This window comes from Pseudomonas lijiangensis (assembly GCF_018968705.1).
GTDB lineage: Bacteria > Pseudomonadota > Gammaproteobacteria > Pseudomonadales > Pseudomonadaceae > Aquipseudomonas > Aquipseudomonas lijiangensis.
The window spans coordinates 764569-790073 of record NZ_CP076668.1 but is presented as its reverse complement, the minus strand read 5'-3'; the positions used below and the strand labels follow the sequence as shown (position 1 = coordinate 790073).

The 25505-nt window shown below is 57.6% G+C and carries 21 protein-coding genes; 9 read left to right on the top strand and 12 right to left on the bottom strand.

The genetic code is table 11. The annotated features are described in order from the left end of the window. Positions 1-58: 58 nt before the first annotated feature. Entirely contained in the window at positions 59-2581 is a 2523-nt protein-coding gene (locus tag KQP88_RS03435) for a PepSY domain-containing protein (protein ID WP_216705878.1), read from the bottom strand. Positions 2582-2992: 411 nt separating this feature from the next. On the opposite strand from KQP88_RS03435, the gene KQP88_RS03430 reads away from it, so the two are divergent. The 3 genes from KQP88_RS03430 (at position 2993) to KQP88_RS03420 (ending at position 6145) form a co-directional block, all read left to right on the top strand. Beyond that, positions 2993-4240, top strand: coding sequence for an alpha-xenorhabdolysin family binary toxin subunit A (locus KQP88_RS03430; RefSeq protein ID WP_216704861.1), 1248 nt, complete (start codon positions 2993-2995; stop codon positions 4238-4240). 2 nt (positions 4241-4242) lie between these two features. Further along, positions 4243-5247 (top strand): alpha-xenorhabdolysin family binary toxin subunit B, encoded by a 1005-nt coding sequence (locus tag KQP88_RS03425; RefSeq protein ID WP_216704860.1) that lies wholly within the window; start codon positions 4243-4245, stop codon positions 5245-5247. Between the two features lie 79 nt (positions 5248-5326). Further along, positions 5327-6145 (top strand): hypothetical protein, encoded by an 819-nt coding sequence (locus tag KQP88_RS03420; protein ID WP_216704859.1) that lies wholly within the window; start codon positions 5327-5329, stop codon positions 6143-6145. Between the two features lie 74 nt (positions 6146-6219). On the opposite strand, the gene KQP88_RS03415 is transcribed toward KQP88_RS03420, so the two are convergent. Beyond that, complete coding sequence (locus KQP88_RS03415) at positions 6220-7383, bottom strand: type III PLP-dependent enzyme (RefSeq protein WP_216704858.1); 1164 nt, start codon at positions 7381-7383, stop codon at positions 6220-6222. Positions 7384-7925: 542 nt separating this feature from the next. Here KQP88_RS03415 and KQP88_RS03410 point away from each other — a divergent pair. After that, positions 7926-9050, top strand: a complete 1125-nt coding sequence (locus KQP88_RS03410; protein ID WP_216704857.1) for a DUF3472 domain-containing protein — start codon at positions 7926-7928, stop codon at positions 9048-9050. Positions 9051-9110: 60 nt separating this feature from the next. Here KQP88_RS03410 and KQP88_RS03405 read toward each other — a convergent pair whose 3' ends face one another. From KQP88_RS03405 to KQP88_RS03390, 4 genes are read right to left on the bottom strand one after another with little or no spacing between them, the layout of a single operon-like run. Continuing rightward, on the bottom strand, positions 9111-10277 hold the full coding sequence (locus KQP88_RS03405) for an osmoprotectant ABC transporter ATP-binding protein OsmV (protein ID WP_216704856.1): 1167 nt from the start codon (positions 10275-10277) through the stop codon (positions 9111-9113). Beyond that, a complete protein-coding gene (locus tag KQP88_RS03400; protein ID WP_216704855.1) occupies positions 10274-10927 on the bottom strand; it encodes an ABC transporter permease in 654 nt (217 codons plus the stop codon). The genes KQP88_RS03405 and KQP88_RS03400 overlap by 4 nt, the downstream gene beginning before the upstream one ends. A gap of 13 nt (positions 10928-10940) precedes the next feature. Next, the gene (locus KQP88_RS03395; protein ID WP_216704854.1) at positions 10941-11834 is read right to left on the bottom strand and encodes a glycine betaine ABC transporter substrate-binding protein; all 894 of its coding nucleotides are present in this window, start codon (positions 11832-11834) and stop codon (positions 10941-10943) included. 15 nt (positions 11835-11849) lie between these two features. After that, positions 11850-12563 carry an ABC transporter permease gene (locus KQP88_RS03390; RefSeq protein ID WP_216704853.1) on the bottom strand — a complete coding sequence of 238 codons (714 nt, stop codon included), beginning with the start codon at positions 12561-12563 and terminating at the stop codon, positions 11850-11852. A gap of 344 nt (positions 12564-12907) precedes the next feature. Here KQP88_RS03390 and KQP88_RS03385 point away from each other — a divergent pair, with 344 nt between their 5' ends. After that, a complete protein-coding gene (locus tag KQP88_RS03385) occupies positions 12908-14491 on the top strand; it encodes a peptide chain release factor 3 (RefSeq protein ID WP_025258408.1) in 1584 nt (527 codons plus the stop codon). Positions 14492-14624: 133 nt separating this feature from the next. Here the strand turns inward: KQP88_RS03385 and KQP88_RS03380 are convergent, their stop codons facing one another. From KQP88_RS03380 to ggt, 4 genes are all read right to left on the bottom strand, one after another. After that, positions 14625-15524: a LysR family transcriptional regulator gene (locus KQP88_RS03380; protein WP_216704852.1), complete on the bottom strand. Its 900-nt coding sequence runs from the start codon at positions 15522-15524 to the stop codon at positions 14625-14627. 39 nt (positions 15525-15563) lie between these two features. Beyond that, positions 15564-16148 carry an NAD(P)H-dependent oxidoreductase gene (locus KQP88_RS03375; RefSeq protein WP_216704851.1) on the bottom strand — a complete coding sequence of 195 codons (585 nt, stop codon included), beginning with the start codon at positions 16146-16148 and terminating at the stop codon, positions 15564-15566. Positions 16149-16320: 172 nt separating this feature from the next. Next, positions 16321-17085 (bottom strand): sulfite exporter TauE/SafE family protein, encoded by a 765-nt coding sequence (locus KQP88_RS03370; protein ID WP_216704850.1) that lies wholly within the window; start codon positions 17083-17085, stop codon positions 16321-16323. 70 nt (positions 17086-17155) lie between these two features. Continuing rightward, entirely contained in the window at positions 17156-18883 is a 1728-nt protein-coding gene (gene ggt / locus KQP88_RS03365; RefSeq protein ID WP_025258404.1) for a gamma-glutamyltransferase, read from the bottom strand. Positions 18884-19121: 238 nt separating this feature from the next. On the opposite strand from ggt, the gene KQP88_RS03360 reads away from it, so the two are divergent. Beyond that, positions 19122-19880 (top strand): response regulator transcription factor, encoded by a 759-nt coding sequence (locus KQP88_RS03360; protein ID WP_216704849.1) that lies wholly within the window; start codon positions 19122-19124, stop codon positions 19878-19880. Positions 19881-19909: 29 nt separating this feature from the next. Beyond that, a complete protein-coding gene (locus KQP88_RS03355; protein ID WP_216704848.1) occupies positions 19910-21244 on the top strand; it encodes an ATP-binding protein in 1335 nt (444 codons plus the stop codon). A 126-nt stretch (positions 21245-21370) separates the two neighbouring features. On the opposite strand, the gene KQP88_RS03350 is transcribed toward KQP88_RS03355, so the two are convergent. Beyond that, positions 21371-23347, bottom strand: a complete 1977-nt coding sequence (locus tag KQP88_RS03350) for a TonB-dependent receptor domain-containing protein (protein WP_216704847.1) — start codon at positions 23345-23347, stop codon at positions 21371-21373. Positions 23348-23650: 303 nt separating this feature from the next. Between KQP88_RS03350 and KQP88_RS03345 the strand changes: the two genes are divergently transcribed. Beyond that, positions 23651-23857 (top strand): DUF6124 family protein, encoded by a 207-nt coding sequence (locus KQP88_RS03345; protein ID WP_038400159.1) that lies wholly within the window; start codon positions 23651-23653, stop codon positions 23855-23857. A 4-nt stretch (positions 23858-23861) separates the two neighbouring features. Here KQP88_RS03345 and mmsB read toward each other — a convergent pair whose 3' ends face one another. Further along, the gene (mmsB, locus tag KQP88_RS03340; RefSeq protein ID WP_216704846.1) at positions 23862-24749 is read right to left on the bottom strand and encodes a 3-hydroxyisobutyrate dehydrogenase; all 888 of its coding nucleotides are present in this window, start codon (positions 24747-24749) and stop codon (positions 23862-23864) included. A 220-nt stretch (positions 24750-24969) separates the two neighbouring features. Between mmsB and KQP88_RS03335 the strand changes: the two genes are divergently transcribed. Further along, positions 24970-25503, top strand: coding sequence for a DUF3833 domain-containing protein (locus KQP88_RS03335; RefSeq protein WP_025258398.1), 534 nt, complete (start codon positions 24970-24972; stop codon positions 25501-25503). Positions 25504-25505 lie beyond the last annotated feature (2 nt).

The following is a 25505-nucleotide window of genomic DNA, read 5'->3' as shown; positions in this document are numbered from 1 at the left end:
ACTCTTCGCGAATGAATTCGCTCCTACAGAGTGGGAGCGAATTCATTCGCGATTGCCATCAATACACATCTCGCCTGTAACGCCCCTGCTCGACCAACTCGGCTACCGCCTGCTCGCCCAGCACATCCTTCAATACCTGATCCACACCCGACGCCATTCCTTCCAGGCTGCCGCAGACATAAATGGCCGCGCCCTGATCCAGCCATGCACGCAACTCGTCGGCAGCTTCGCGCAGGCGATCCTGCACGTAAATCTTCTGCGCCTGATCACGGGAAAACGCCAGGTCCAGGCGCTGCAGATCGCCACAGGCCAACCAGCCCTGAAGCTCGCCGGCACAATAGAAATCATGGGCCTCATTGCGTTCGCCAAACAGCAGCCAGTTACGGGACTGCCCCTGAGCGATGCGCGCCTTGAGCAGACTGCGCAGCCCGGCAAGGCCGGTGCCGTTGCCCAGCAGAATCAGGGGAACGGGTTCGACCGGCAGATGGAAACTGCTGTTACGACGCAGGCGCAGGCTGACGGCGCCTTCAAGCGCAACATGCTCGGTCAGCCAGCCGGAGCCCATCCCCAGGCTGCCATCGGGATGCAGGGCCTGACGCACGATCAGTTGCAACACACCATCAGCGGCAATGGACGCGATGGAGTATTCACGTGCGGCCAGCGGCACCAGAGCATCGATCAAGGCCTGGGCATGCATGCCCACCAGATGCGCCCGGTGTTGCGGCAACTGGCGGGAAGCAAGCGCCTGGGCCAGGGTTTCCTGCAAACCGTCCACGCTGACCGGTGTGTCCGGCGCCAGACCCAGGCCGCTCAAGAAATGCTCAATGGCGGCCTCGCTGTTGCGCGGCAGCACCTCGACCAGATCACCGGCCTGCCAGTTCGCAGCGTCAGGTGCAGTCAGGTCCAGCAAAAAGACTTTCGAGCCACTGCTACCCGGGTTCAAAAGCTCGCGACGGGTCAGGGTCCAGCTCTCGAACACCGGAGCCTGCCAGAGTGTGGAAGGTTTGCTGCCGGTCACCAGCCCGAGTTGTTGTTGCCAATGCTGCAGGGCAACGGGGTCGGCGCTGTCCACTTCAACAGGCGCGAATAGCGTGTTGCCACCTCGCTCGGTCAGCCAGCCATGCAAGCGATGAGCAAAACCGCAGAAGTGCTGATACTGCCGATCGCCCAGAGCCAGCACCGCGTAGTTCAGGTGATGCAGGGCCAGAGGGCTGCCCAGCAATTTACGCTCGAAGCCACGAGCGCTGTCCGGTGCCTCGCCATCGCCAAAGGTGCTGACGACGAATACGGCATGCTGGCTTTGGCGCAGGTCCTGTTCGGTCAGGTTTCCAAGACTCTGCACGCGCACTGGCAACCCGGCCGATTGCAGCTGCCCCGCCGTCTGCCAGGCCAGTTGCTCGGCAAAACCGCTCTGGCTGGCAAAGCCGATCAACCACGATGCTGCGTCATTACCCGAACTGTCCGCCAGACCGCCGCGAGCATTTCTGATCTCACGTTTCTTGCGGCGACGGTCCAGATACAGCAACCAGCCGGTGATGAAGAACAGCGGCATCATCAGCGATGCGGCCGTCATGACAATACGCCCGCCGAGCCCGAAATAACTGCCCACATGCAGGGCATAGTTACTGGTCAGCAACTGAGCACCCAGACTCTTTTCTTCATAGCGCGAAACGAAGTTGACCTTGCCGGTGGCCGGATCAAGATTGATCGTGCCGAAAGCCCGAGGATGGGGCGAACTCTTGAGCAGGTAGAACACCGTCGCGGGCTGGCCGCCGTTTGCGGGCAATCTCAGGTTATAGGAACCCAGTTCAGGTCCGGCCACCTCCTGAATGCTGGCCCAGACGGCATCGTAATCAACCACCAGCGGGCCCGCAGGCTGCGCACGTTTCTCGACTTTGCCCTGCTCGACAGGTGATGGATCGGCCAGCAGCCTGTTCATGCCATTGCTGAACCAGTCATAGGACCAGTTCAATCCGGTCACAGCAAACAACAGGTAAAACAGCAGGCACCAGGTCCCGAATATCGAGTGCAGGTCCCAGTTGAAACTGCGCCCCTTCTTCGCCCAATCCATGGTCAACCAGACGCGCCAGTCCAGCGCCTTGCGCGGCCAGCGCAGGTAAAGGCCGGACAGACAGAAGAACACCAGAATCAAGGTACAGGCAGCCGTGATCTGTTTGCCGACTTCGCCAGCAGCAAGATAGCGATGCAGATTCAGGACAAAATCGAAGAACCCTTCACCGACACCATTGCCTCTGATTTCCCCCGTATAAGGATCGAAATTGCGCTTGGGACCGCGTCGCTGACCTGGCTCAGGCGTGAAATAGACCTGTGCAACGCGATTGCCCGTTGTCTGGACACGAAGAATCGCCACCTTCAGGCCTGTGGCGGTTTCGAGCCTGCGCACCAGCTCGGGCGCAGGCAAGGTGGCCGCACGCTCCTGGACCAGCAGGACATCGGGGTTGAGTGCGTCGAGAATCTCGTCCTCGAACGAATACAGCGCGCCGGTAATGCCCATCAAGGCCAGCACCAGACCCGCCGTAATTCCGAAGAACCAATGAACCTGAAACAGAACCTTCTTCAGCACACCCACTACCTCGCTGGCATTTTGCGGGTCGTAGTATGCGCTAAATGTTATTTATTCTCATCTCTAAGACACGGAGTTCCACCACATGCAGCTTTGCGCACGCGGGGCATGGGGCCAGAAACCCTGCATGGCATATCACGTACCTTACGACAAAGAAGCATTCTCATACATTTTCCAACTTTCCAGTTACGCCATAACATCAACTAGCGGCATAAAACCCCATTCAGACACTGTCACAAAACCTTAACTTAACTACTTACCAATCCAAAACTTTTATCCTACAAGACACGACTGTCTTTCGCCTTTGACACTCACATTCAAAGCCCCCTAACCTTTGTCTCAAGCAACAAATGAAACACACAAACAGGGATCCAATAACGGTCCCCTTGGAAAATAAGGATATGTCCAATGACCGCATTACTTGAAAGATTAGCCTCTGCTGACAACACCACCGGAGACCCGGTCACCGACGAAGCAGTCAAGGCACCGGAAGTATTCTTTAATGTTTCTTCGGGTAATGACTCCGAGGTTCAACGCACACCGGGCCTGATACTGACCAAGCAGCAGATCGTCAACCTCAAACAATATGAACTGGTCGGCCTGGCATTACCCACAGATATTGACGCCGTCATTTCCTATCTGGGCTACAGCAGTGGTGCCGGTGCGGGGCTCGAGCCTGAAGACTTTCTGAAAAGTTATAGAATTGTGCATACGCATGCGAAGCGCTGGAGCCCACTGCGCACCCAGTTACTGACGGTAGGCGACAAACTGAAACTGTTTGCCGGAGAGATGCTGGTTTACGGCACGAGCATGGACGATATTTATAACGATATCAAAAGTGGGGCTATCGTAGAACAGTTCGACATCAAGACACCGGAAGATGTAAAGCGACTGAAGTTGGAGCTGGGTGATAAATTTCCGGGGATCGAGCTGAGCGACGGTGACAAGGAAACCGCAAAAGATATCGGATTCTACCTCTCCGAGATACTGAACAAGGTCAAGAAAAGCCAGGAAGACGCTCAGGGCATCAAGGAGGAGCTGGAAAAATTCGGCCTGGATCTTGCGCTTTATGTCACGCCAGAGATTCAGCGCAAGGTCATCGCAATCGATAACAGTTCATTGCCTGCTGATGTCACAAAGCTGAATGATAGTATCGAGCGCAGAGCAAAGGATATCGATGAAAAGAACAAGGAATACAAGGCAGCTGTTGAAAGATCTCTGGGATCGGTCAGCAAACTGAATATTGCCGGCCTTGCACTGGGCATCTACTTTGGTGTTGAAGCTGAAGGTGTTCGTAAAGCAAGAAACGAACTGATTTCACAACAAACCCGAGATATCGATGAACTGCAGCTAAAAAACAAGATTCTTGGCTCATTGAACAGAGTCAAGTTTGATCTGCAGAATCTCGTGACCGTCGTGATTGACGCAGATATCGCAACCAAAAACCTGATCACTGTCTGGAACAAACTATACATATTCATTGAAACCTCAGCACAGTCGTCCGCCGAAATCAATGACGCCCTGTCACTTCGAGTATTCATGAATCGTTTCAGAAAAGTTGTACAACCATGGAAGACCATCGAACAGGACTCCGATGCGTTACTTAACGTATTCAAAGAGGCTGACGAAGAATTCAAACGGATTTATGGAAAATAAACATGAATAATACCATCAGCGCCATTGATACCCCCCTGAATATCAAGACACCGGACCTTCAGGCCATGTCCAATAGCCAGAATGCCCTGAGCAGCAAACTGGTCACAGCAGATATTCTTTATTCCAAGACCGCCTACTTGCCCAATATTTATCAACGCTTCAAGCGGATCAATAACGCGGTCATCATTGAACGCCAACGCCTGGGCGGGGCTTGCATGAAGCTCAGGATCGATATCGAGTCCCGAATCGCCCAATTGAGAAAGTACGATCAGGAACTGGCCGAAACCAAGGATCAGGATGATCTCAATGACATTCAGGAAGAACGTGTATACACCCTGAAAAACGCCACGGCCACGGCAAGTGCAGAAGCAGTGAAGCTGGCCAATGCCCTGAACGAGATGAAAGAAGCCTTCAGTCGTCAGCAGACCCAGGAGTTCCAGACAAGCCTTGAACAGGACGTTCTCAAGGCAACAACCGGAATCAACGAGACCAACACACTGCTGGCCAGTCTTCAGGAAGAGCGCCGGGTGTTGACCGAAGCCATCGATGCCATTGAAAGCAAAGGGTTCGCCAGCATTGCCAAGGACACCCTTCTCACGGCAGAGAAAGTCATTGCTCTGGGTGTACAGCCACCCCAAATAGCGGTGATCACCCTGGCAATCGAGCAAATGAAAGCAACTCTGGAATATGGCGCCGAGGGCATCAACTTCATCGCCATGACCAAGCGTCGTGACAGCATGCGCGAGCGAATCGACAAGCTGTTTGAAAAAGTTAACCAGAAGGAGAAGGAAAAGCTGGCGCTGACTCAACGTATCGAGCTGATCGCATGCTTCCACGCCATGGACGATCAACGCACTCTTTACGTCGAGCAATATCAGAAAATCGCCCAAACGCTAGACAGCTTCCTGGCAATCAATCAGGCAGTCGCACTGGATGAAAAAGAGTTCAGCAGGCGCTTCATCAATACCGGGCTGCAACTGGCCAGCTATCTGCAACCCATCCGCTGATTAGTTCACACGCTGAATACAAGGGAAATGATCTGTTCCATTTCCCTTGTCCACTGCACGCCCCATCAAGGACTCAATAATGACCGGGAATCTGATTCATAAAAGCGACCTTACGGGGCTCGACAACTACATACAGGTCTTGCGCAGACTCCCGGACTCCACCCGCTCATTCAAGGTCAATCTCGATCTGGTTCCGGCAAGCGAATACGGCTCCTACCGCATACCGGAAATTGCAAAACTACTGGCCAAGGCAAGCCAGCATTTATCCATCTGGTTGAAAATCCTGCCAGCCATCGCGGACCTGCACAGAGAGCTCGAGACATTTCTGGAGAAAATCGTGCAATCGATCGAGAACATCAGGAGCAGCAAGGATGTCACTCAGCAATTCATAGAGCAAAGCAGAAACCGGCTGAGCATCTTTCTGGAAGAGATCGATGATCACAGGGAAACCCTGCAAACCCTGACCAACGGCATCTATACGATTCTTCCTCGCCTCATCGATTTCATGAACAGCAACATCTATCGTCATGCCCATCAATACAACCTGATAGAAAAGAACGACGCGCAGAGTGCTGCACTGCAAAATCTCACCGCCTCGATTCCTTTTAACCAGAAAGGCCCTGCACTTTCTCCACAGGCACGGCTCAACGGAGCACGAAGCTACGTGTTCCTCGCCCAGAAACAATATGCAGAAGCCTACTGCGCAGCAGCCAATATGGACTCTTACATCACAAGGGTATGCGACCTGCTCGGGATCTCGTTCGCCCACACCCTGCTAATGCGCAAAACCATCCCGGCTTCACGCCCTTATGTGGAGACAAAGCTGATGCTGGCAAGCCTGAAGGAAGTCCGGCGTTTCACACAATGGTACAACAGCCTGACTGCCAGCCCTGCCTGAAGGGTTCCGGTCTGGAGCACTCTCAAAAAAAAGCCCGCAATTGCTTGCGGGCTCTTGTACTACAGGCTGAATGCTTAAACGTAATACGACTTCAGCGGCGGGAAGCCGTTGAATTCAACAGCACTGTAGCTGGTGGTGTAGGCACCGGTGGACAACCAGTACAGGCGATCACCAATGGCCAGGTTCAACGGCAAGCCGTACTTGTAGTTTTCGTACATGATGTCGGCGCTGTCACAGGTCGGGCCGGCGATGACCACTTCTTCCATCTCGCCTTTCTTCTCGGTCCAGATCGGGAACTTGATGGCTTCGTCCATGGTTTCGATCAGGCCGGAGAACTTGCCCACATCCGTGTACACCCAACGCTCGACGGCGGTACGCGATTTACGCGCAACCAGCACGACTTCGCTGACCAGCACACCGGCGTTGGCGATCAGGGAACGGCCCGGCTCCAGAATGATTTCCGGCAGGTCATCACCGAAGTCTTCCTTCAGGAAGCGGATGATTTCCTCAGCGTAGGTTTCCAGGCTGTTGGTACGGGTGATGTAGTTGGCCGGGAAGCCACCACCCATGTTGATCAGCTTGAGTTCGATGCCGTCTTCTTCTTTCAGACGCTCGAAGATCACCTTCACTTTGGCGATGGCGGCGTCCCAGACACTGATGTCGCGCTGCTGCGAACCCACGTGGAAGGAGATACCGTAAGGCACCAGACCCAGGTCACGAGCCAGAATCAGCAGGTCCATGGCCATGTCGGTCTGGCAGCCGAATTTGCGCGACAGAGGCCAGTCAGCGGTGGTCGAGCCTTCAGTCAGGATACGCACGTAGACTTTCGAGCCTGGCGCGGCCTTGGCGATGTTGCGCAGGTCGGCTTCCGAATCGGTCGCGTACAGACGCACGCCCTTGTCGTAGAAGTAACGAATGTCCTTGGACTTCTTGATGGTGTTGCCATAGCTGATGCGATCCGGGCCGACGCCACGGCTCAGCACCTTGTCCAGCTCATAGATCGAAGCGATATCGAAGCTCGAACCTTTTTCCTTGAGCAGGTCGATGATCTCGACCGCCGGGTTGGCCTTGACCGCGTAGTAGACCTGAGCGAATTCAAAACCGGCGCGCAGGTCGTCATAGGCCTGGCTGATCACCTGGGTGTCGATAACGACAAAAGGGGTTTCTTGCTTGTCAGCGAACGACTTGATTTTCTTGAAGGAAGCATCAGAGAAATAGTCTTCGACCTTGATCGGCATGCTTGGGAACTCCACTTGGCAAACAGATGAATATAAATGGGTGTAAATGAACGCCCTCCGTATCCCCACTTTGGTTCGCCTACTTCCCAAGGCATGTCGCCGAAAGCAAAAAGGCCATGGGGATCATGCCCCTTGGCCTTGCTGTCTCGTCGTCAGTACTTGAGCCGGATGGATCGTTTCCAGCATGGACGTTCGGCGCGAACTTTAGGACCTGAGGGGCCATAGATCAACAAAAAATGTCGCGTTTTGACACACGTTCGGCAGATTGCCGAGTTGATCGTCGTTATAACCGACCCTCATGACAGGCTGATGTTCATTTTCAGAGCCATTCAAGTGAGGCCCTATCGCACCGCCTCGCGACCTACCCAACCTCGTTTCGGTAAAAAATGTGCCAATCGCCAGCGAACTGCCTCATATCACCAGACATCTGCCGATTCCTTGCCTGCGTGCTGAAAACGATCTCAAAACTGTCATTTCCTACAGATGCGAAGCGTTTCAGGAGCGGCCCACAATCGGGACAAAACTCCTATCAGGTGATCGCCATGACAGAGAAAACCGAATCGAACAATAACGCCAGCAGTGGAGACGTCCCCACTTCCGGTCCATCGGTGGCCTCCTTCTACAAAGAAACCACAGCCGAGCTGATATACGTAGAACAGTGTGTGCCGTCAGCAGGAGACAACATCCACATTTACTGGTCTGGCTGTAATTTTAATTTCGGCCCCAGAGGGGGCTACGCAGGCATTCAGCATCAAAACAATGTGCTGATCGATGGGCAAATCTTTACCTATAACAACATCTGCTCGATATGGGATCTCGCAGACAGCCCGGGGAAACCTGAGGTCAGTCTGGACTATGGACTCAAGGGCTTGCATACCAAGCACTTCGGCGGCGAGGGCACCGGCCTGCATACCTCCCACCCCATGCCCTGGACCCCAGGTCAGTGGTACGGCATGGTGATAAGACGGTGGTTCATTCCCGGAGAAAGTGTGACGCACATGGGGATGTTCATGTACTCGTATACCCATGACCGCTGGACGCACTACATGTCAGCCTCCATACCCGATGGAGATATCTCTTTTACATCGGCGCACAACAGCGGGTTTCTTGAACGCTTTTCAGGCAACGCGCTTGGCTATTTCGGCATCTACGGCCAGAACTTCAGAATGAGCAAAGACGGCACATGGCAAAAACCGACCCATTACGTAGCGACTGCCGGGGGTGATCCACACACATGGAATGCAATGCTGGTAGGCAGCGGAGACACTCCCGGAACGGCCAATATCAAACTCATCGCCGGCGGCTACTTCAACAATGACAAAACCTCCATCCACCTTGAACCCAATCAGTTCGACGACAAACCAAAAGTCGTCAAGGCATCGCGGGTAGATTGGCTCCAGGCCACTTATCTCGGGTCAGTTGCCGCCGTGCGGGTGGAATGGGGAGTGCCCGATACATCGCCGCCACAACTGAGTTACCGGATCGAAATTCGTAAAGATGGATCAAGCACGGTCATCGCATCCAACTCAAACACTCGGCCAGAACAGAGAGATGCCACGTTCCAGACTGGAACACTGGCTCCGGGCAGTTACAGCGCCACACTGGCCATCACCAATATTTTCAATCTGGGTGCAATGCACTACTCGACGTCATTCAGTGTCTCCTGAACTGAAGCCGAATCATCATGCCAGCCCGACGCCATTGCAGCGCCGGGCTGGCGGACACACTCAGCTCAACGCTTCCGCCGCCACTTCCGCCGGCGACACAATGCTGGTCTTCATGCCACGTGAACGGCCGGAACTCAGGTAAGCGGCAATCGACTCTTGCGTCACTTCACCCAGGAACACCCGCTCGGCATCCAGCACCGGCAGCCAGGCGCGGTTGAACTCGTACATGCGCGACAGCAGGATGCGCAAGTGCTCGTCGTAGGCGGCCGTGGCGTTGAACTCGCGCAGGAACTGGGCACAGGTTCCCTGCTGACGATGCAGGTCGCGACGGCGCACGTAACCCAGCGCCTTGTTATCGCCGTCGGTGACGACGATGTAACGACGGTCGTTTTCGTCCATCGCTTCCAGCGCATCGGCCACCGGAGTTTCAGGGCTCACCGACGGGGCGTTGTCGGCGGCGTCTTCGGCCTTGACCAGCAGCAGGCGCTTGAGGGTGCTGTCCTGGCCGACGAAGTTGCTGACGAACTCGTCAGCCGGGTGCGCCAGCAAGGTGTCCGGATGGTCAATCTGCAGCAGTTTGCCCGCCCGGAAGATCGCAATCTTGTCACCCAGCTTGAGGGCTTCGTCGATGTCGTGGCTGACCATGATCACGGTCTTGTTCAACGCACGCTGCATCTCGAAGAACTCGTTCTGGATCATCTCGCGGTTGATCGGGTCGACTGCACCGAACGGCTCGTCCATCAGCAACACCGGCGCTTCGGCCGCCAGGGCGCGAATCACGCCGATACGCTGCTGCTGACCACCGGACAGCTCACGCGGATAGCGATGCAGATACTGCTTGGGCTCAAGCTTGATCATGTTCATCAGTTCGCGGGCACGGTCGTGGCAGCGTTTCTTGTCCCAGCCGAGCAGCTTGGGCACGACCACGATGTTTTCCTCGATGGTCATGTTCGGGAACAGGCCGATCTGCTGGATCACGTAACCGATGTTGCGACGCAGGGTCACTTCGTCCAGATCGGTAGTGTCTTCGCCGTTGATCAGCACCTTGCCGGAGGTCGGCACGATCAGGCGGTTGATCATTTTCAGCGTGGTGCTCTTGCCGCAACCCGAAGGCCCGAGGAAGACGCAGATCTCACCTTCATTGACGGTCAGACTTACCGAGTCCACGGCTTTGACGTCTTTGCCGTTGGAGGTGAAGGTTTTGGTCAGATTCTGAAGTTCGATCATTTGAGCAATCCTTTTGGAGTCAGGCTGCGTTGCAGCCATTGCAGGAGCAGGTCAGCGAAGATGGCCAGAATGCTGACCAGCACCGCGCCGACGATCAGCATCGACATGTCGCTGCGGCTGATTGACGCGAGAATGAGTACGCCCAGGCCACCGGCACCGATGGTGGCGGCGATGGTCATGACACCGATGTTCATCACCACGGCAGTACGAACGCCGGCGAGAATCACGGGTACGGCAATCGGCAGTTCAACCATGCGCAGGCGCTGGCCGAAGGTCATGCCGATGCCTTTGGCGGCTTCGCGGATACCGGCGTCGACACCGGTCAGAGCCAGGTAGGTGTTGCGCATGATCGGCAGCAGTGAGTAGAGAAACACCGCCGTGATCGCAGGCAACGGACCAAGGCCCTGGCCGAACTTGGAGTAGAACGGCAGCAGCAGGCCGAACAACGCAATGGACGGCACGGTCAGCAAGACCGTGGCGCTGGCTTGCAGCGGCCCGGCCAGCGCCGGAAAACGGGTCATCAGAATGCCCAGGGGAACACCCGCCAGAATCGCCAGGCTCACGGCGATGCCGACCAGGGTGATGTGCTGCCAGGTCAGTTGCATGACCTGTGCCCAGTCCAGATGGGAGAAGGCGTTCAAGAAACTCATATCGTCTCCTTCCTTAATTGAGTGGATGCTGGCGCAGGAAGTCTGCGGCCACCGTGGACGGGCTTTCATGACCGACATCGACGCGAGCGTTGAGCTCGATCATGGTCTGGTTATCCAGAAGGTCGGCCAGTGGCTTGAGCAGCGTGGCAATTTCCGGATGAGCATCCAGGTACTCCTGACGGATCACCGGCGCTGCGGTGTAATCCGGGAAGTAGTGCTTGTCGTCTTCCAGCACCTTGAGCTTGAAGGCGTTCAGGCGGCCGTCGGTGGTGTACACCAGCCCGGCGAAGACTTGCCCGTTACGCAAGGCGGTGTAGACCAGCCCGGCGTCCATCTGCCGGGTGTTCTCGCGACCGAGATTCATGTCGTAATGCTTGACCATGCCGAGCAGGCCATCGGAGCGATTGGCAAACTCGGTGTCCAGCGCTACGACATGACCCTCTTTGGCTTCATCCTTGAGCACCTTGGTCAGGTCGCTCATGGTGTTGACCTGCGGGTACCGATCGGCAACGTTCTTCGGCAGTGCCAGGGCATAGGTGTTGTTGAAACGGGACGGGGAAAGCCAGACCAGGCCTTTCTTCGCATCCACTTCCTTCACCCGCGCGTAGGTCTGCTCGCTGTCGAGCTTTTCATCGATATGGTTGTAGGCCACCAGCGACACACCGGTGTATTCCCACAACAAGTCGAGCTGACCGCTTTCCTGTGCGCTGCGGGCCAGATTGCTGCCCAGGCCGCCCGTGATCTGCACGTCGTAGTTCTTGGTGCGCAGGTATTGCGCAGTGAGTTCGGCGAGCATGGTCTGCTCGGTAAACACCCGTGCGCCGATGCGCAGCAAGGGCTTTTCGGCTGCCTGGGCAAAACCGCTGAACAGCAGCCCGAGGCCCAGTAACAAAGCTAGTTTTTTCATGGTAATTCCTTTCTCTCAGCGGCTCAGGCCGCGCTCCAGCCAGAGACGACTCACCAGAGTGACCAGACCATCGAGCACCAGGGCCAGCAGCGCCGTACACGCCGCACCCAGCAGCAATTGCGGCTGATTGTTCAGGGCAATGCCGGGGAAGATCAGGCTGCCCAGGCTGTTGGCACCGATCAGGAACGCCAGCGGCGCGGTCCCCACATTGATCGCCAGCGCCACGCGAACACCGCCCACGATGATCGGCACGGCATTGGGCAGCTCGACACGCAGCAACACCTGACGCGGTGTCATGCCGATGCCGGTGGCGGCTTCCTTGAGTGAACCCTGAACGTTTTTCAGGCCTTCGTAGGTGTTGCGCACAATGGGCAACAACGAGGCGAGGAACAAAGCGAAGATGGCCGGACCACTGCCGATCCCGAGAATCCCGAGAGCGATGGCCAGAACCGCAAGAGGAGGAACAGTGTTGCCAATGTTGAAGATCTGCATGAAGCGTTCGGCGCGGCCAACCATGTTCGATCGGCTGAGGGCAATGCCGGCAGGAATACCGACCACGACAGCCGCCAACATTGAAACCAGAACCAGAACCAGATGGGCCTGCAGGTAGAACAGCAGATCATCCTTGTACTTCACAAACGTATCGATGCCGATCCAGTGGACCAGCAGGGCCAGGAGGACGATGGCAGCCGTCCCTCCCAATAGCCCCTTGCCATAGCGATTAGCCACGGGCGGACTCCTTATTTCAGTCGGCGAACGCGCTGTCTTTGACGCCCGGTAATGAGCGCCAGCAGTCACGTTCGCGAAGAGCAGCAGGTGGATCGCCAGTGAGGATTTTTCCTCGGCGAAGACACAGGCCATGAGCGCAGCTTCGTCAAGCTAACTTGCTGATTTATCAGCTCTTGAAGCAGGCTATACATAACCGGTTACAAGAGAGTGGACGTCTCCACGGTCTGAAAGGTTCCCACGTGAGACACCAATTGGCCACCCCGAATCGACTGAACGGCTCGGTTATTGCTTTGAGTTGAGCTATAATCTGCGCCCTTTTTTGACTCTCTTTCAGGCGATTTCCCATGACCCAACAGGCCGCCGAAGTCGCGAAACGCCGCACTTTCGCCATTATTTCCCACCCGGACGCCGGTAAAACCACCATCACGGAAAAACTGCTCCTGATGGGCAAGGCCATTTCCGTGGCCGGTACGGTCAAATCCCGTAAATCCGATCGTCATGCCACATCCGACTGGATGGAAATGGAGAAACAGCGCGGCATCTCCATCACCACCTCGGTCATGCAGTTCCCGTATCGCGAGCACATGATCAACCTGCTCGACACCCCGGGCCACGAAGACTTCTCCGAAGACACCTACCGCACCCTGACGGCAGTGGACTCGGCGCTGATGGTGCTGGACGGCGGTAAAGGCGTAGAGCCACGCACCATCGCCCTGATGGATGTCTGCCGTCTGCGCGACACGCCCATCGTCAGCTTCATCAACAAACTCGACCGCGACATCCGCGACCCGATCGAGCTGCTGGACGAGATCGAAGCGGTCCTGAAGATCAAGGCTGCGCCGATCACCTGGCCGATTGGCTGCTACCGCGACTTCAAGGGTGTCTATCACCTGGCCGACGACTACATCATCGTCTACACCGCCGGTCATGGTCATGAGCGCACCGAAACCAAAATCATCCAGAAGCTGGATTCGGACGAAGCCCGCGCCCACCTGGGTGACGAGTACGACCGTTTCGTCGAGCAACTTGAGCTGGTGCAGGGCGCCTGCCACGAGTTCAATCAGGAAGAGTTCATCAACGGTCAACTGACCCCGGTGTTCTTCGGTACTGCCTTGGGCAACTTCGGTGTCGATCACGTGCTCGATGCCGTGGTGGACTGGGCTCCCAAGCCTCTGGCGCGAGTCGCCAACGAGCGCAGCGTGGAGCCGGTGGAAGAGAAGTTCAGCGGTTTCGTGTTCAAGATCCAGGCGAACATGGACCCTAAACACCGCGACCGTATCGCCTTCATGCGCATCTGTTCGGGCCGTTACGACAAGGGCATGAAAATGCGCCATGTGCGTCTGGGCAAGGACGTGCGGATCGGCGACGCCCTGACCTTTTTCTCTTCCGAGCGCGAGCAGCTTGAAGAGGCGTATGCAGGCGACATCATCGGTCTGCACAACCACGGCACGATCCAGATCGGCGACACCTTCACCGAAGGCGAAAGCCTGGGCTTCACGGGTATCCCGCACTTCGCTCCGGAACTGTTCCGTCGCGTACGCCTGAAAGATCCGCTCAAGTCCAAGCAACTGCGCCAGGGCCTGCAACAGCTGGCCGAAGAAGGCGCAACGCAGGTGTTCTTCCCGCTGCGCAGCAACGACATCATCCTGGGCGCCGTCGGCGTGCTGCAGTTCGATGTGGTCGCCAGCCGCCTGAAGGAAGAATACAAGGTCGAATGCGCCTACGAGCCGATCACCGTCTGGTCGGCCCGCTGGATCGACTGCGCGGACAAGAAGAAGCTCGAAGAGTTTGAAAACAAGGCCGTGGAAAACCTGGCACTGGACGGCGGCGGTCACCTGACCTACCTGGCCCCGACCCGCGTCAACCTGGCCCTGATGGAAGAGCGCTGGCCGGACGTGAAATTCCGCGCAACCCGCGAGCATCATTGATACAGGCTGGGCCACAATCCGTGGGAGGGGCCTTGGCCGCGACAGCATGTTTGAAGACGCTGAAAATGTGTTGCCTTCAAGCAGGTCGTCGCGGCCAAGGCCCCTCCCACAAGTGATGGTACGAGCTCCAGAATTACTTACAGGCGTACTGCGCCAGCTTTTCCTGTATGAAATCCAGAAAGCACTGAATCCTCAGCGCCAGCTTCGAGTTTCGGTAGTACACCGCATGGATGGGCTGCCGGTACCCGCTGTGGGCATCGGCCAGCACAACCTGAAGACGCCCCTCGCGAATATCTTCGTGGGTCATGAAGTGCGACAGGCACACGATCCCCTCTCCCGCCAGTGCCAGGTGACGCAACGTGTCGCCACTGGATGCCGATAATGCCGGCTGAATCAGCCAGCGATCTCCACCCGCATGACGTAGCGGCCAGTTATTCAGGGTTTCGCTGTGGGAGAACCCCAGCAACGTATGGTTCGCCAATTCCTCGACCGAGGTCGGTACACCATGTCGTTTCAAATAATCCGGGCTGGCCAGGATGTTGATTGGGGAACATCCCAGAGAACGGGCATGCAGGGTCGAGTCGGCCAGGGTGCCGATGCGGATGGCGATGTCGGTGTTCTGCTCCAACAGGTCGATGACCAGATCGTTGCTGTTGAGTTCGAGCTGAATGTCTGGATAAAGCTCGCGAAACTCGGCCACATAAGGCACGACCGAGTGCAGCATGAACGGCGAAGCGGCGTTGATCCGCAGACGACCGGACGGCTTCTGCCGAGACAAGGACAGGTGCTCTTCCAGGTCCTCCATCTGCTCAAGGATCTGCCGGGCACGCGCCAGAAAAAACTTGCCCTCCTCCGTCAGGTCCATACGACGCGTAGTGCGGTTGATCAGCGTGGTTTCCAGCTTGGCCTCAAGCCGCGCCAGGGTCCGGCTGATCCCCGAAGGCGTTTGCCCCATGTGCTCGGCAGCGGCAGAAATCGATCCACTTTCGATGACCGAAACAAAGACCTGCAATTCATCGGACCTGGCTTTCATGGCTGCTCTCTACGCAAGACAGGCTGGATAGTAGCGTTGTTAGACGCCAAAAACCTGAGCCAGATGCGCCTCATAACGTTGCACATCACTGTCGATATCCGGGCGTTTCATGACATCCACAGCCAGAAAGGTCGGCAGGCCGGTCATGCCCAGGAACTGGTTGGCCTTGTGAAACGGGAAGTACACCGCATCCACGCCCTTGGCTTCAAAGAAGTCGGTCGGGTCGTCGAACGCCTGCTGCGGGGCATTCCAGGTCGCGGAAATCATGTATTGCTTGCCGTGCAGCAAGCCGCCGCTGCCGTATTTCTGCGAAGCATCGGAGCGGGTACGACCGTCGTTGGCGTACAGGCTGCCATGACCTTCGGTAAAGACTTCATCGATGTACTTCTTCACGGTCCACGGCGCCCCCATCCACCAGCCCGGCATTTGCCAGACGATGACATCCGCCCAGAGAAACTTCTGCACTTCTTCGGCGAGGTCGTAGCCACCGTCGATAAAGGTTTCCTTCACGTCAAAACCTGCACGGTCCATGAAAGCCACACCGGCTTCGTGAAGGGTCGCGTTGTAGCGCCCTTCAGAGTGAGCGAATTGTTTGCCGCCGTTCAGGAACAGAATCTTTTTCATGCCGAGCCTCATGGATAAATGCTTGAAGACCCGGCCAGTGGAAGCCGGATCGAAAGTCAAAAACGATGGGCGGCAGAATAAAGAAACACGTGCGGGTGAGTAATAAGCCATCAAGCAAAATACTTTTGCCTGAAAATCACGAATCAATCACCCATTGTTGATTTTTCGATGATCAGCCACTTATCAGCAAATGCAGCCCCAAGGCCCCCATGCCGATAAAGAACACTCGTTTGAACATCAGGGCACTGATTCGCTGCCGCAGCCATTGGCCCAGTTGCATGCCGAGCAAGGCCGGGATCAGCGCCAGCAGTGAAGCGCCCAACTCACCGCCACCCAGCGAACCGTTCCACAACAGGCCAGCCGCCAGCGCCAGTGTCGAAACGGTGAATGACAATCCCAGGGCCTGCACCAGCTCATTGCGCTCCAGCCCCAGCGCTTGCAGGTAAGGCACGGCAGGAATCACGAACACGCCAGTGGCCGATGTGATGATCCCGGTAATGAAACCGCATACCGGCCCGAGCCAGCGCTCGGCACTGGCGGCAACCCTGAGCGTGGGTAGAAACAGCCCGCTCAGTGCATAGAGCAACAAGGCTGCACCCAGCGCCCGAGTCATAGAGTGCCCGCCACTCATACCCAGCCAGAACGAGCCCAGGCTCGTGCCGATCACGATCAGGCTCAGTAGCGGCCACAGGCGCTTGAGCAGCGGTCGAAGATGCCCGCCGGTCGCCAGTTGCCAGAGGTTGGTGACCGTCGAAGGAATGATCAGCAGGGCCGCAGCCTGTGCTGGCAACATGGCCAGCCCCAACAGCCCCATGGCCACGGTCGGCAAACCAAGCCCGATCACGCCCTTGACTGTTCCGGCCAGCAGAAAAGTGCCGATCACCAGCGCCGTGAGGCCCCAGCCGGCAGCCTGGTAAAAATCCAGGAGTGTATTCATGGCTCTATCCTGACCCCGCCTCGATCAAGGACCGAGGCGAGGTCTTTAGGTCGCAAACAATCCCGCTTACTCAGTAGCCCAACGACAACCCGGTATTACGGCGTGGGTCATTGGCACCGTAGAAACGGTTGTTGCCCACCGGCTTGCCGTCCAGCGAAGGCGCGCCCACCAGGATCGCAGCAACGTGGTTGAGCGGCTGAGGCCCGGCGAATTTGTGCCCCCAGCTTTCGAGGATCTTGCGGGTATCCGGGCTGACGGCGAACGCTTCAAGGTTGGTCGTCTCCGGCTGCCATTGCTGATGGAAGCGTGGCGCATCGACCGCTTCCTGAATGGTCATGCCGTAGTCGATCACGTTGAGCATGGTCAGCCAGGTCGCGGTAATGATCCGGCTGCCGCCTGGCGTACCGACGACCATCACCACCTTGCCGTCCTTGGTGACGATGGTCGGGCTCATGGAAGACAACGGCGTCTTGCCGGGAGCGATGGCATTGGCTTCGCCCTGCACCAACCCGTACATGTTGGGTACGCCCACCTTGGTGGTGAAGTCGTCCATTTCGTCATTGAGAATGACGCCGGTCTTGCTGGCCATGACGCCGGCACCGAACCAGTTGTTGAGGGTGTAGGTCACCGAAACCGCGTTGCCCCATTTATCGACGATGGAGTAATGGGTGGTGTTATTGCCTTCATGGGGCGCGACGCCCGGTTTGATCTTGTTGGAGTCACCGGCTTTCTGCGGCTCGATGGCATCACGCAGCTTGGTTGCGTAGTTCTTGTCCAGCAGGTGCTCGATAGGGTTCTTGACGAAGTCCGGGTCACCCAGATAGCTGTTGCGGTCGACATAGGCGTGACGCATTGCTTCGATCTGATAATGCGTGCCCTGGGCCGAGCGGAAGCCCAGCTCTTTCATCGGGTAGCCTTCGAGGATGTTCAGCATCTGGCAGATGACCACACCGCCCGAACTCGGTGGTGGTGCCGACACCACGTGATAGCCACGGTAATCGCACTCGATGGGCGCCAGCTCACGGGGTTTGTAGTGATCGAGGTCGGCCTGGGTAATGATGCCCTTGCCTGCCTGACTGGAATCCACCAAAGCCTTGGCGACCCAGCCCTTGTAGAAACCATCGTTACCCTTGCTGGAGATTTCCTCCAGGGTCTTTGCCAGATCCTTTTGCACCAGTTTCTGACCGACCTTCATCGGCTCGCCCTTGTCGAGAAAGATCGAACCCGAGTCGGCCATGTCCGCCCGAAACACCTCAGTGGCCGTCGACAGCAGATCGACATCGCCCTGCTGCAGGACAAAACCGTCTTCGGCGAGCTTGATGGCCGGAGCAATCACTTCCTCACGCTTGCGAGTCCCGTACTTGCTCAGCGCCAGTTCCATGCCCGCCACCGTTCCCGGCACGGCCACGGACAAGTGGCCTTTGGCGCTGAGGTCAGGAATGACATTGCCCTGCTTGTCCAGGTACATGTCGGCCGTGGCCGCCAGCGGGGCCTTCTCGCGGAAATCCAGGAACGTCTTGCGCCCGTCAGCCAGTTGAATGGTCATGAAACCACCACCGCCCAGGTTGCCTGCCGCGGGGTAAACCACCGCCAGTGCATAGCCCACCGCCACGGCGGCATCGACAGCATTTCCGCCGTTCTTGAGGACGTCGACACCCACGTGTGACGCCAGATGCTGGGCAGTCACCACCATGCCGTTTTCGGCGGCGACCGGTGCCTGGGAGGCGGCGTGAACGGGAGCGTAAGCCAGAATGAGTGCGGTCGCGATCAGCGACTTGGCGAGGGGTTCAAACTTCATGTCGTTCCTTCTTCTTTTAGGTCGGGGGACGTTTGACGAGCGTCATGCAAAACGCCTCAAGGCCATGTGCGGCACTCTTGCGCGGATCAAACGCCGTCCAAAGTAGCGGTTCCTGCCGTCGCTGCCAACAACCGGGCCTGGCGAGACACTCAACGACCATGGGGTTTATGGGATAAGATCGCGCCTTGAAATGAGAATCATCCATATCACCATCGTCCCGCTGCCTTCCAGGAACACCATGACATCCGCTGTCGCCGCTCCACGCATTCTGGTCGTCGATGACCACCGCAAGATCCGCGACCCGCTGGCCGTCTACCTGCGTCGTCACGAGTTCGAGGTGCGCACGGCGGAAGATGCTGCTGGCATGTGGCAGTTGCTCCGGCAGCAGGCATTCGATGTCATCGTGCTGGATGTCATGCTGCCCGATGGCGACGGTTTCGAGCTGTGCAGCAGGCTGCATCGTCGCGAGAAGATTCCGGTGATTCTGCTCACAGCCCGCGACACCTGTGCCGACCGGGTTCGCGGCCTGGATATCGGCGCAGACGATTACGTGACCAAGCCATTCGAACCGCGCGAACTGGTGGCGCGGATCCACAGCCTGTTACGTCGGCGCGGCACTGGCCTGAGCCGGTCGGACAGCACGCTGCCTCCCGCCGACACCTCGGAACTGTCACAAAGTTACGCATTCGCCGGGCTGAGTTTCAGCGCAAGCAACAGCACCCTGACTCGCCCTGATGGCTCGGCGGTGCGGCTCAGTACGGTGGAAAGCCGTCTGCTGCAGGTGCTGCTCGCCCACCCCAATACCGTCCTGAGCCGCCAAAAACTGATCGACCTGACCAGCCGTCCCGGCACTGAAGTGTTCGACCGGGCCATCGACCGGCAGATCAGCCGCCTGCGCCGCAAACTCGATGACAACCCGCTGGAGCCGGACCTGCTGCGCACCATCTGGGGCGACGGTTATATGTTGGCGGCCACTGTGACCCTGCTCGACGCATGAAGCTGTTGCGTCGTTTATGGCCAAGGCGCATGGCCCATCAACTGGGCGTCTTGCTGCTGCTTGCGCTGCTGGCTTCCAATGCCATCGCCATGCTCTACCTGCAACGCACAGGCGCCCTGATTCATCCACTGTCACGCACGCTGGCCATTGAACGACTGATCACCGCCTACCATGTCGCACAAGGCTTGTCCGCCGAAGATGCCTCGCGCCTGCTGGCCTCCATGCAGACGCCTGACTCGCACTTCTGGGTCGACAGCAACGCCATCGCCGATAACGGCGGCATGCGCCCGGAAGAACAGCGTCTGGTCAGCGATCTCAGGAAGCGCCTGACGCTGCCCGCCAATCCCCTTATCGGCATGCAACTGGAACGCATCAGCGGTGGCCCGGCACGGGAGCATGTCTTTGTGGCAGCCGGCTGGGCACCCCTGCGGCTGCGCACCAGCATCGGGTTGCCTGACGGCAAACAGTTAAACGCCATCCAGCATCCGGCGGGCGGTTACGAATGGGGTCGCATGCTGGCCTATACCTTGCCGGTCACCACCATTCCGGTGTTGCTGATCGTGATCTTTTTCATGCGTCGGGTGGTGCAGCCGGTCAAGACACTGGCGCAGGCGACCGAGCGGGTCAGTCGCGGAGAATGGATTTCGCCGCTGCCGCTCTCGGGTCCGCAAGAGGCTCGGGATCTGACCAGGGCTTTCAACGTGATGCAGGAGCGCATCGCCCGCCATGTCGAAGGCCGGACACGGATGCTGGCCGCCATCAGCCATGACCTGAACACGCCGATCACTGAATTGCGTCTGCAAATGGAGTTGCTGGAAGACAGCCCTGAACGCGATGACATGCTCGACAGCCTTGATGAGCTGCGCGCCATGGTGCGCGAAACGTTGAATTTTGTGCGCGGCGATGCCGTGCAGGAAGCGACGATCAGAATATCCCTGAGCGCCCTGCTCGACGACCTCGCACGACGTTATCAGAGCATGGGCCAACCGATAGTCTGGGAGCGCGGGCAAGAAGTACATTGCTACTGCCGACCGCTGGCGCTCAAGCGGGCGCTGACCAACCTGATCGACAATGCCTTGCGCCATGCCGGGGATGCGACTGTGAGCCTGGCTGTCGAGGGCCCGGAAATCCGCCTGGAAATCCTCGACCACGGACCGGGCATCGAACAGGCCTGGCTGACCCAGGTGTTCGAGCCCTTCGTGCAGTTGAGCCATAACGGAGCGGATAACACACAGGGCGGGCTGGGCCTCGGCCTGGCCATCGCCCGCTCCTGCATCCAGGCCCATGGCGGCGAACTGACCCTGGAAAACCGCCCGCCTGCGGGGCTATGTGCGGTTGTGCGGCTGCCTTTTATTCGCGAATGACTAATTAAGGCACAACAACACTTGTGGGAGGCAGCTTGCTGGCGACTTTTACAGACGCAGAATATTTGCCGGTTTTCAGGCCTTTTTCGCCAGCAAGCTGCCTCCCACAAAGTGATTCACATTCGCTCAGAACCGCACTGTCGTACTCGCCCACAGCGTACGGCCATAGTTCACGGTGCCATAGGTTTCATCATCCAGACGCCGGTTGGTCACGTTATACAGCGCGCCATTGAGCGAGATGTTTTTGCTCAGTTCGTAAGACCCGCCAAAGTCAGCCGTGGTGTAGGCCGGTGAGGCTTCGTCGGTGATGGTATTGCCGTATTCCTTGCCGTAGTAATTGGTCACCGCCCACAGTTGGGTGCGGTCGTTCAATTGCCATTCGGCGCGCAGGTTGGCTTTGCGCTCCGGGGTCAGTGCAAGTGGCGCACCGGCGTTGGCGCCGCTCTTCTGCTCGGAGTCGGTGTAGGTGAAGTTGGCCTTGAGCGCGACGGCCGATGTCACATCCCAACGACCATTCAGCTCGACGCCCTGAATCACGGCTTTGTCGACGTTGACCCGATCCATGACAATGAAACCGTTCCACACCTCTGTGGTGGTCACGGTCGACAGTTTGTCCTGGAAGTCGTTGTAGAACACCGTCGCGCCGGCCGACAGGTTATTGCGGTTGGACCACAGCGCCGACAGCTCATAGTTGGTGCTGGTTTCCGGCTTGAGGTCGGGGTTGCCGAACATCACGAATCTGTTGCGTCGCAGGTAGGAGTAGCCGGGAACCACGGCCCGCACTTCAGGCGCCTTGAAGCCACGGGCCACGCCGCCCTTGAAGGTCCAGTCATCCGTCGCACGCCAGACACCATAGACCCGCGGGCTGAAATGCACGCCGTACTGTTCGTGATCGTCCATGCGCAGGCCGGTAGTCAGAGAGAACGTATCGGTCATCGACCATTCGTTTTCGGCGAACAGCGCCCTCTGCACAACGGAGAACTCGTAGTTCCGGCGATCGCCCAGGCCCTGGTTCCAGTCGGTGACCGTGGTGTCGTTCCACTGCATGCCGACCGTGGTGATGTTGTGTTCGGTGGGCATCACCAGCTTGGCGTCGAATACGGTGTTCTCGACTTCCGGCTTGCGGCCCAGCACATCGGTCTGGGTCGAATCGGCCAGACCTTCGCGGCTGGATTTTTCGTACGCCAGCGACACATCGGAAGTCGCCCAGCCCCAGCGTCCCTGATGGGAAATCGACCAGTGATCGCGGTTGTTTTCCTGCTCGCGAGTCGCCCAGTTGGCGCTCAGGCCATCGCCGTTCTTCAGGCGTGTCGCACCGGCTTCCAGCAGAATCTCGTGATCGGCGTTCGGGGTAATCGCCAGCCGCGCAGTGAGGTCACGGTGATCCGCCTTGCTGAAGCCATTGGTCTGTTCGATATCGTCGTCCGCCTGACGATCCAGATAACGTCCCCACACCTGCAAGCCAAGCAAGTCTTCCTTGATCGGGCCACTGAGGTAGAACTGGGTCTGACGGGCATTGCCCTGGTCGCTGTGCTGGCGAGCCGAGTAATCGTAGGTGATCGAACCGCCCCACTCCGGCGTTACCTTGCGGGTGATGATGTTGATGACGCCGCCGATGGCATCGGAGCCGTACAACGACGACATCGGGCCACGTACCACTTCGATTCGCTCGATGGCTTCGGCTGGCGGAATGAAACTCTGCTCGTAGCCGCTATTGCCGTTGACCCGGGACTCGCGCGCACTCTGGCGCTTGCCGTCCACCAGGATCAGCGTGTAATCGGCAGGCATGCCGCGAATGGAAATATCGGTTTCGTTGGCCCCGCCGTTGACGGTGACGCCCTCCACGTCACGCACCGCATCGGTCAGGTCGCGGAAGGACTTCTTGCGCAGTTCGTCACCGGTAATGACAGTCATCGACGCCGGTGCATCCTCCAGGTTCTGCTCATAACCGGCAGCAGTGACCACCACGTCTGAAATCGACAGCACGTTGGCCGATTCCTGAGGTTCGGTCTGCTCTTGCGCATAGGCCTGACCCGAGGCCAGACAAGCCAGCGCCAGTTTGATCATCACAGCCGAAGGCCGCAAACGGAGGGGAGAATGCATGGAACGTCCTTACGATTCTTTAAAGTAAAAGAGAATCGTATGCATCTACATTCGCGAAGGTTGGACAAGATGTGACAAGACGGCAGAAACACACTCTGATTGCCAGAGATTCGCTGCCACGAATGCGGGATGAATCTTGCTCTATTGAGTGAAGTTTCCGAGACGGCTACACCCTATTGCGTGCCGGAATCGGCCTCTCTAGGCTCTGCGGGCAATGTCTTCGAGCGAAGGCGAGTCTGTATTTCAAGCAGTCTCACCGATGCGCGAATGCATTTCTCTGCTTCATTTATCTTCGAGTTGCCCATGCCCGACATCAAACCGTTCATCGTCAACGAAGCCCTCAGCCAGCAGGATGGACTCAATCTCGCGTCCGACTTGCTGCGTTGCATCATTGCCACCGCCAATGAAGCCAGTGACGGTCATAACCATGACCTGACAATCTCGATCCTGCACCTGGCGCAAATGGCCAAGGCAATGGTCGACCGTTCACTGGATTCGATAGTGGCCTGAGCCTTCACTCCTTGCGTCGATACCCTTCGACGATCGCTGAAAAATCCTTGTTGCCATCACCCCGCAGACTCATCGCCTGATAAAGCTGCTGGGCCAGGGCACCAAGGATCACAGGCTGATGCGCTGACTTGGCGGCTTCGGTTGCCAGGCCCAGATCCTTGAGCATCAGCTCTGCGCCAAAACCGCCGGTGTAGCCTCGCGAAGCAGGCGCGGTCTCCACGATGCCCGGCCATGGATTGTAGAACTCTGAACTCCAGCAACTCCCGGTCGACGTGTTGATGATCCCCGCCAGCACCTGAGGATCGATCCCCAGGGAATTGCCCAGAGCCATGGATTCAGAAATGCCGATCATGGAAATGGCCAGCAGCATGTTGTTGCAGATCTTGGCAATCTGCCCGGTCCCGACATCCCCGCAATGCACGATATTACGGCCCATCTGCTCCAGCACCGGCTTGAGCACGGCAAAGTGTTCAGGCGTTCCTCCCGCCATGAAAGTCAGCGTCCCGGCCTGAGCGCCAGCCGTTCCTCCAGAGACCGGCGCATCACTGACAACCACACCTTTTTTCGCGGCAATGGCCGATATCTCACGAATGGTCTGTGGATCGATGGTGCTGCAATCCACGGCAGGCACACCGGCAGCAATGCCTTCCAGCACGCCGTCCTCCTCCAGATAAACGCTGCGCACGTGGACGGCGGCGGGCAGCATGGTAATGACCAGTTCACTGCCCTGAGCGGCATGCTTCGGGGTTTCGCGGATGCTTGCCCCCAAGGCGGCAAGTTCGGCCAGTACGGTCTTGTTGAGGTCACACACGTGCAAATGATGACCAGCCTTGATCAGGTTGCGCGCCATGGGCGCTCCCATATTGCCCAGGCCGATAAATGCGATTTTCATTGTTGTTCTCCGTGGCAGATTGGCGTGAGAGAGGTCAGCTCGCAATACGTAGAGTCTCGAGTATAGAAGAGCCCTGCCACGGGTAGCCGAGGAACAGGCTTCGTCACTCAAATACGGGTGAAAACGGATTTATCCACACAAGCGAAGGTCGATATCGCTGTCCACCAAGAATTCAACTGCACCAGCGCCTTCCGAGGAAAAAGCAATGAATCACGTCGCAATGTGGAAGTCCTGGCTACTGGCTTGCTGCCTGTTGCTCAGCAGTTGCTCAAGCATCGAAGTCGGCCAGTACCGTAACGAGAAACCCGAGCTGGATCTGCCTGCTTTTTTCTCGCAACCGGTAAAGGCCTGGGGCATGTTTCAGAAGCGTTCGGGTGAAGTGGTCAAACGCTTTACGGTCACCATCGAAGGCCGCAAACAAGGCGAGCAGTTGATCCTCGACGAACACTTTGTCTACAGCGACGGTACGCTGCAACGCCGGGTCTGGACCCTGACACCGGACGGGCCGGGGCGCTGGAAAGGAACCGCTGGCGATGTCATCGGCGAGGCCATTGGCGAAGTGGCAGGCAATGCACTGCGCTGGCGCTACACCCTCAACCTGGAGGTCGATGGCAAGTTCTACCCGGTGCAGTTCGACGACTGGATGTACCTGATGGACGAGGACACGCTGATCAATCGCTCGTTCATGTCCAAGTTCGGGGTCGAGCTGGGACAAGTGACGCTGTTCTTCAGACGCGGTGCCGACAATCACTGAGT

What these genes read in the sequence shown, in the direction of transcription:
- KQP88_RS03430 (WP_216704861.1), top strand. Translation starts at nt 2,993, where the DNA reads ATGACCGCATTACTTGAAAGATTAGCCTCTGCTGACAACACCACCGGA.
- KQP88_RS03425 (WP_216704860.1), top strand. Translation starts at nt 4,243, where the DNA reads ATGAATAATACCATCAGCGCCATTGATACCCCCCTGAATATCAAGACA.
- KQP88_RS03420 (WP_216704859.1), top strand. Translation starts at nt 5,327, where the DNA reads ATGACCGGGAATCTGATTCATAAAAGCGACCTTACGGGGCTCGACAAC.
- KQP88_RS03415 (WP_216704858.1), bottom strand. Translation starts at nt 7,383, where the DNA reads ATGCCGATCAAGGTCGAAGACTATTTCTCTGATGCTTCCTTCAAGAAA.
- KQP88_RS03410 (WP_216704857.1), top strand. Translation starts at nt 7,926, where the DNA reads ATGACAGAGAAAACCGAATCGAACAATAACGCCAGCAGTGGAGACGTC.
- KQP88_RS03405 (WP_216704856.1), bottom strand. Translation starts at nt 10,277, where the DNA reads ATGATCGAACTTCAGAATCTGACCAAAACCTTCACCTCCAACGGCAAA.
- KQP88_RS03400 (WP_216704855.1), bottom strand. Translation starts at nt 10,927, where the DNA reads ATGAGTTTCTTGAACGCCTTCTCCCATCTGGACTGGGCACAGGTCATG.
- KQP88_RS03395 (WP_216704854.1), bottom strand. Translation starts at nt 11,834, where the DNA reads ATGAAAAAACTAGCTTTGTTACTGGGCCTCGGGCTGCTGTTCAGCGGT.
- KQP88_RS03385 (WP_025258408.1), top strand. Translation starts at nt 12,908, where the DNA reads ATGACCCAACAGGCCGCCGAAGTCGCGAAACGCCGCACTTTCGCCATT.
- KQP88_RS03380 (WP_216704852.1), bottom strand. Translation starts at nt 15,524, where the DNA reads ATGAAAGCCAGGTCCGATGAATTGCAGGTCTTTGTTTCGGTCATCGAA.
- KQP88_RS03375 (WP_216704851.1), bottom strand. Translation starts at nt 16,148, where the DNA reads ATGAAAAAGATTCTGTTCCTGAACGGCGGCAAACAATTCGCTCACTCT.
- KQP88_RS03370 (WP_216704850.1), bottom strand. Translation starts at nt 17,085, where the DNA reads ATGAATACACTCCTGGATTTTTACCAGGCTGCCGGCTGGGGCCTCACG.
- ggt (WP_025258404.1), bottom strand. Translation starts at nt 18,883, where the DNA reads ATGAAGTTTGAACCCCTCGCCAAGTCGCTGATCGCGACCGCACTCATT.
- KQP88_RS03360 (WP_216704849.1), top strand. Translation starts at nt 19,122, where the DNA reads ATGACATCCGCTGTCGCCGCTCCACGCATTCTGGTCGTCGATGACCAC.
- KQP88_RS03355 (WP_216704848.1), top strand. Translation starts at nt 19,910, where the DNA reads ATGGCCCATCAACTGGGCGTCTTGCTGCTGCTTGCGCTGCTGGCTTCC.
- KQP88_RS03350 (WP_216704847.1), bottom strand. Translation starts at nt 23,347, where the DNA reads ATGCATTCTCCCCTCCGTTTGCGGCCTTCGGCTGTGATGATCAAACTG.
- KQP88_RS03345 (WP_038400159.1), top strand. Translation starts at nt 23,651, where the DNA reads ATGCCCGACATCAAACCGTTCATCGTCAACGAAGCCCTCAGCCAGCAG.
- mmsB (WP_216704846.1), bottom strand. Translation starts at nt 24,749, where the DNA reads ATGAAAATCGCATTTATCGGCCTGGGCAATATGGGAGCGCCCATGGCG.
- KQP88_RS03335 (WP_025258398.1), top strand. Translation starts at nt 24,970, where the DNA reads ATGTGGAAGTCCTGGCTACTGGCTTGCTGCCTGTTGCTCAGCAGTTGC.